The sequence below is a fragment of the Serratia sp. SA088 genome, assembly GCF_049065515.1.
Taxonomy (GTDB): Bacteria; Pseudomonadota; Gammaproteobacteria; order Enterobacterales; family Enterobacteriaceae; genus Serratia; species Serratia nematodiphila.
The window spans coordinates 1-5,982 of record NZ_JBAKGW010000019.1 but is presented as its reverse complement, the minus strand read 5'-3'; the positions used below and the strand labels follow the sequence as shown (position 1 = coordinate 5,982).

Here is a 5,982-nt window from a genome sequence, read left to right as displayed (position 1 = left end):
AACCCAACCATCGATCTTTCCGCAGTGCTCTACTTCCCGCCGGCCTTCGACGCGGGCCGTCAGTATCCGGCCATCGTCGTTTCTCACCCGGGGGGCGGCGTGAAAGAGCAAACCGCCGGCACCTATGCCGCAAAACTGGCGGAGCAGGGATTTGTGACCGTGGCTTACGATGCCTCTTATCAGGGGGAAAGCGGCGGCGAACCCCGTCAGTTGGAAAACCCTTATATCCGCACCGAAGACGTCAGCGCGGTGATTGATTACCTGACCACGCTGCCTTATGTCGACAACGAGCGCATAGGCGCGATGGGCATTTGCGCCGGCGCGGGCTATACCGCCAACGCTGCGATCCAGGATCGCCGCATCAAGGCCATCGGCACCGTCAGCGCCGTCAATATCGGCTCGATGTTCCGCAACGGGTGGGAAAACAATGTGAAGTCCATTGATGCGCTGCCGTATGTAGAGGCGGGCTCCAACGCCCGCACCGGCGATATCAGCAGCGGTGAACATGCCACCATGCCGCTGGCGCCGATGAAAGAATCCGATGCGCCGAACGAAGAGCTGCGCCAGGCCTGGGAGTATTACCACACCCCGCGCGCGCAATATCCGACGGCGCCCGGCTATGCGACGCTGCGCAGCCTCAACCAGATCATTACCTACGACGCCTACCATATGGCCGAAGTGTATCTGACCCAGCCGATGCAGATCGTGGCGGGCAGCGTGGCGGGCAGTAAATGGATGAGTGACGATTTATACGACCGCGCCGCGAGCAGCGACAAGCGTTACCACATCGTCGAAGGCGCGAATCATATGGAATTGTATGACGGYAAAGCCTATGTCGCCGAAGCCGTTTCCGTCCTGGCGCCGTTCTTTGASGAGACGCTGTAATGAAAAATRTYCGCATCCAAAACGCCGATATGGCCTGGCACATCGCCGCCCACATTCAGCTGCCGCCGGGGTTCGATGAATCCAAGCGCTACCCGACRGTGGTCAGCGTCCATCCTTTCGGCAGYTGCAAGGAACAAACCTCCGGCAATGTTTACGGTAAGGCGTTGGCGGAGCARGGGTACGTCGTTATCGCCTATGACGCCAGTTTTCAGGGGGAGTCGGGCGGGGSGCCGCGCTGGATAGAAGATCCGACCCAGCGGGTGGAAGACATCAGCCGCGTCATCGACTATGCCGTCACCTTGCCGTATGTCGATGCGGAGCGTATCGGCGTGCTGGGCATTTGCGGCGGCGGCGGTTATGCCGTCAATGCCACGCTGACAGAGAAACGCATCAAAGCCGTGGTGAGCATCACCGGCGTTAATATTGGGCGACTCTTCCGCGAAGGCTTCAGCGGCTACGATCCGCTGGGCGCGCTGAGCGCGATGGCTGCGCAGCGCACCCRGGAAGCGCGGGGYGGAGAGCTTCAGGTCAATGAACTGCTGCCCGCCAGTCCTCAAGAGGCAACGGCCCATGGGCTCACCGAACGCGACRTTTTCGAAGCGACAGACTATTACAAGACCGCGCGCGGTCAACAGCCGGGTGGCGCGACGCGCATGTTGTTCTCGCATGCGCAAAAAACGCTGGCCTGGGATGCCTTCGCCTTTACCGAGGTGCTGCTGACTCAGCCGGTGATGGTGGTGGTGGGCGAGAAAGTCGGTGCCTTYGGCGCCTATCGCGATGGCATGGAAGTCTATGGGCGCGCAACGGCTTCAGCGCATCGCGAGCTGGTCTCGTTAGCRGACTTTTCACATTACGAGCTGTATGACAAACCGGAAGCCGTTCGCGCAGCGATGGACAAGGTGCTGCCGTTTTTRGCCGCGCACCTGGGTGAATAACCGATGGAGAACACCATGAARAATGTATTGATCCTTGGCGCCGGCGGCCAAATCGCCCGYCATGTTATCGACMGATTGGCGGATGAACRGTCGCTTGTGCAAACGTTGTTCGCTCGCCAGCCGGAAAAAATCCGGTCGCGCCCGGCCAACGGCCGGATCCTTATCGGCGATGTGTTGAACCCGTCCGCATTGGAACAAGCGATGCAGGGCCAGGATCTGGTGTATGCCAACCTGACGGGAGAGGATCTGGATGTGCAGGCTGAGGCGGTGATTGCCGCCATGCAGGCCAGCGGCGTCAAACGCCTGATCTTCGTTCTTTCGCTGGGGATTTATGATGAGGTCCCGGGAAAATTCGGTGAATGGAACAACGCGATCATCGGTGAGCCCCTCAAGCCATTTCGTCGGGCGGCTGACGCGATTGAAGCCTCCGGGCTGGACTACACCATTCTGCGCCCGGCCTGGTTAACGGATGAAGACCTGGTTGACTATGAGCTTACCGCCCGCGATGCGCCGTTCAAAGGAACSATCGTATCGCGCAAGAGCGTCGCCGCTTTARTTGCCGACATCATCGAGCAACCGAAAAAACATCTGGGTGARAACATCGGCGTCAACCAGCCGGGCACTGACGGTGACAAGCCGTATTTTATGTAAACACCCGCCATAAAATTTTTCTATAGAGGCAGGACGATGGAGATGAACAGTCTCAGCGGCAAAGTCGCTGTTATCACCGGGGCTTCAAGCGGTATTGGTGAAGCTGCCGCCCGCCGATTGGTTGCGGAAGGCGTTTCGGTCGTGCTGGTAGCAAGACGCAAAGAGCGAATCGRAAGYCTGGCTGCCGAACTGGGCGGRGSCGCCGTCGCCTTTGACGCTGACGTTGCTGATTTAGCTCAGGTCCGGTCACTTTTTAATRRGGTGAAGAGCCGCTTCGGCGGTGTGGATCTGCTTTTCAACAACGCGGGCATGGGGATTTTCGGYCGGTTCGAGGAGAGCTCMCCCGAGGGYTGGCAGGAGCAGATCAACGCGAATATGTACGGCGTGTTGAACTGTTCCTACGAAGCTATCCCTCTGATGAAAAATCGCCCCGGCGCAATGATCTCCACGGTATCCAGCGTCGGGGGGAAAAGCAGYGCGCCTAACTGGGCCGTGTATTGCGCCACCAAATTTGCMGTCAGGGGGTTCTGTGACGGCTTGCGGCAGGAGCTGGCTGAAGCAGGGATACGCGTGTCATTGATTCATCCGGGGGCGGTGCATACGGAATGGGGACACAATGTTTCTGCGGACATGATGCGCGAACGTCGTGATGCCATTCAGGCTCTCATGCCGGATGATGTGGCTCGTGCATTGGTCTATTCATTTGCTCAACCGCCCGGCGTATTACTCGATGACATCGTGATACGCCCTAGTTTGCAATTGACGCTTTAGTGCCTCGAYACCTCGTACTGCRATGAGGCAGTACGAGTTTTTAAACCGATTAAGGTGWACAGATATGAATCGCATTTGGTTTGTCACCGGCGCCGCGCGCGGYATGGGYGCCCATATTGTCAGGGCTGCGTTGCAACAGGGAGAYTGTGTGGTYGCAACGGGGCGGGATAGGGAAAAATTGCGCCGGACATTCAGCGATGTTGCAGCGGAAAAGATTGAGCTGCTGGAGCTTGATGTTCGTGATGAACATCAGGCGCTGGCTGCTGCAGATGCGGCCGTGAGCCGTTTTGGCCGCATTGATGTATTAGTGAATAATGCCGGGTTCTGTCTGTTGGGGCGTTTTGAAGAAGCGACAGCCGAACAGATAGAGCAGCAATTTTCAACCAACGTTTTCGGCATGGCCAATGTATTGCGCGCGGTGCTGCCGGTGATGCGGCGCCAGCGGRRCGGGCGCATTATCAACACCTCTTCCATCGCCGGCGTRAAAGCCGTCGCGAACGCCACATTTTATTCCGCGTCGAAGTTTGCCGTGGAAGGYATGACCCTGGCGTTGGCYGATGAGGTCGCGCCTCTTGGAATTACCGTCACCGCCGTTGAGCCCGGCTTTTTCCGCACCGAATTYCTCAATGACAGTTCTGCCCGGTACGGGGAAAGAAGCATTGCCGATTATGCCGCTTTTGGCAGCGCGCGCGAGCTACTGGCATCCGCCGATGGTCAGCAACAGGGCGATCCTGCCAAACTTGCGCAGGTGATTTGCCGGTTGGTGGAAATGGACACGCCTCCGCGCCAGCTATTAATCGGTAATGATGCTATCGATTTCGTCATGCCGACSTTGCAGTCCCGCATYGMAGAAACGTGGGAGTTTGAGGCGCTCAGCAAGACGACCGATTTTGCTTAATGGCATCAAGGCGCTTACCTATGTATGGAACCCTCATCGGTTTGACGGTCGTTTTGCTGGCYATTTTGGGCGTATTGGCCTCTGTCACGCTGATTGAAAATCGACAAGCCGCCCAGTTRGCCAAGATAGAGCCTCATGCGCATTCAGRAGAAAACGCATCGCGTACCGCCGTCGTTTATTTTTCTCGTTCAGGGAATACGGCGCTGGCCGCTCGCCATATCGCTCACCGCCTGGATGCACAGCTCTTCAGGCTTGATGCRCCGAACTATGCCCCTGGCTTGCCRGGGCTGGCGTATGCGCTGAAAGACGCCACTTTGCTGAAAGAGCGGCAGGATGCGTTGCCCGAGATAACGCCGGCCAAGATTGACTTGACGCCGTTTGACACCCTCTGGTTGGGCTCGCCGATCTGGCTATACAGYCCGGCGCCGCCGRTTTGGGCTTTTATTGAGAACAGCGATTTCAGCGGTAAACGGGTCATCCTGTTTAATACCCACAACAGCCACTTYTCGGACGAGCATATCGCGCGTTTTAAAGCCCAGGTGCTTGCACGGGGAGCAKTAACTTTCGAGCATCGCACGGTGCTGCGAGGGCGAATGACGCAGCAAATCACACCGGAACAGATGCTGCAATTTATCGATGAWCGCTGGCTGGGAACCCCGCTGGCGAAGTGATTKTTTATGATTTTTKATTTTAGATCAAAATGTTAAATGCTGAGAGARTTATGAAAGATCCATTAATGCAGCCATTTTTATTTAAAAACGGYCTTGAGATGCGTAATCGCATCGTGATGGCCCCAATGACCACCTGGTCAGCCAATGATGATGAAACTATYTCWGATGCGGAGTTAGCCTATTATCGGGCACGCGCGAMCGGTGTTGGGTTGGTGCTGACAGGCTGTTCCCATGTACAGCGAAATGGCATCGGGTTTACTCATGAGTTCGCGGCCTATGACGATCGCTTTATYCCGAGCCTGAAACGGCTGGCGGATGCCGCTAAAAGCGGCGGCGCGCCGGCGATCCTGCAACTCTTTCACGCGGGAAATAAAGCCGTTCCGGCCTTGATCCCCGATGGCGASCTCGTTRGCGCCAGTGCGCTAGCCGCACCGGCAGGCCCGTTTAACGATGGCAAAAAAGCCGGCCGCGCGTTAAGCCATGAYGAAATTCTGACTGTGATCCGCGATTTTGGCGAAGCCACTCGCCGYGCGATTGAGGCGGGGTTCGATGGCGTGGAATTGCATGGCGCSCATGGTTTCCTGCTCCAAAACTTTTTCTCCCCGTATTTCAATCAGCGCACGGATGAATGGGGCGGTTCGCTGGAGAATCGCATGCGTTTCCCCTTGGAAGTGGCGCGCGAAGTTCGGCGAGTTATCGRACGCCWTGCTACRCAGCCTTTCTTATTGGGGTATCGGTTGTCTCCGGAAGAATCCGGCGAAAAGGGACTGCGTATAGATGATTCTCTGGCGTTGGCGAACCAATTGACGGAAGAGGCGCTTATCGATTATTTGCACATCTCGCTGCACCATGTACTGACGGACACCCCTCGGGATGACGAKGATGAAAAGRGTACGCTGGCAAGGTTCATTGAGCWGAATAACGGCCGTTTRCCGATACTGGCCGCCGGAAAAATCACGTCGTCGGACGTGGCACGGCAAGCGCTGGATGCCGGATTGTCCATGGTCGCTTTGGGACGCGCGATGGTTATGAATCCCCAATGGGTGGAGAGAGTACAATCAGGTCATGAAGGAAGCATGAACGTCAAACTCAATTTGTCGCAAGATCCGGATGAATTACAGATCCCACATAAACTGTGGCAAGCGATTCAAAATACCCCAGGCTGGTTCCC

7 protein-coding genes are annotated in these 5,982 nt (G+C 56.8%); all 7 read left to right on the top strand.

The genetic code is table 11. The features are described 5' to 3' along the window. Window positions 1-885 (top strand): alpha/beta hydrolase (locus ACOWVD_RS25240; RefSeq protein WP_421105934.1); only part of this gene is annotated, 885 nt, incomplete at its 5' end. Then, window positions 885-1,820, top strand: a complete 936-nt coding sequence (locus tag ACOWVD_RS25235; RefSeq protein ID WP_421105933.1) for an alpha/beta hydrolase — start codon at window positions 885-887, stop codon at window positions 1,818-1,820. The genes ACOWVD_RS25240 and ACOWVD_RS25235, both read left to right, overlap by 1 nt. Before the next feature lie 15 nt (window positions 1,821-1,835). Continuing rightward, a complete protein-coding gene (locus tag ACOWVD_RS25230) occupies window positions 1,836-2,471 on the top strand; it encodes an SDR family oxidoreductase (RefSeq protein WP_421105932.1) in 636 nt (211 codons plus the stop codon). Window positions 2,472-2,513: 42 nt separating this feature from the next. Beyond that, window positions 2,514-3,242 carry an SDR family oxidoreductase gene (locus tag ACOWVD_RS25225; protein ID WP_421105931.1) on the top strand — a complete coding sequence of 243 codons (729 nt, stop codon included), beginning with the start codon at window positions 2,514-2,516 and terminating at the stop codon, window positions 3,240-3,242. A gap of 64 nt (window positions 3,243-3,306) precedes the next feature. Then, on the top strand, window positions 3,307-4,140 hold the full coding sequence (locus ACOWVD_RS25220) for an SDR family NAD(P)-dependent oxidoreductase (protein ID WP_421105930.1): 834 nt from the start codon (window positions 3,307-3,309) through the stop codon (window positions 4,138-4,140). Between the two features lie 20 nt (window positions 4,141-4,160). Further along, entirely contained in the window at window positions 4,161-4,811 is a 651-nt protein-coding gene (locus ACOWVD_RS25215; RefSeq protein ID WP_421105929.1) for a flavodoxin family protein, read from the top strand. 50 nt (window positions 4,812-4,861) lie between these two features. Continuing rightward, a partial coding sequence (locus tag ACOWVD_RS25210; RefSeq protein WP_421105928.1) for an NADH-dependent flavin oxidoreductase occupies window positions 4,862-5,982 on the top strand: 1,121 nt, incomplete at its 3' end.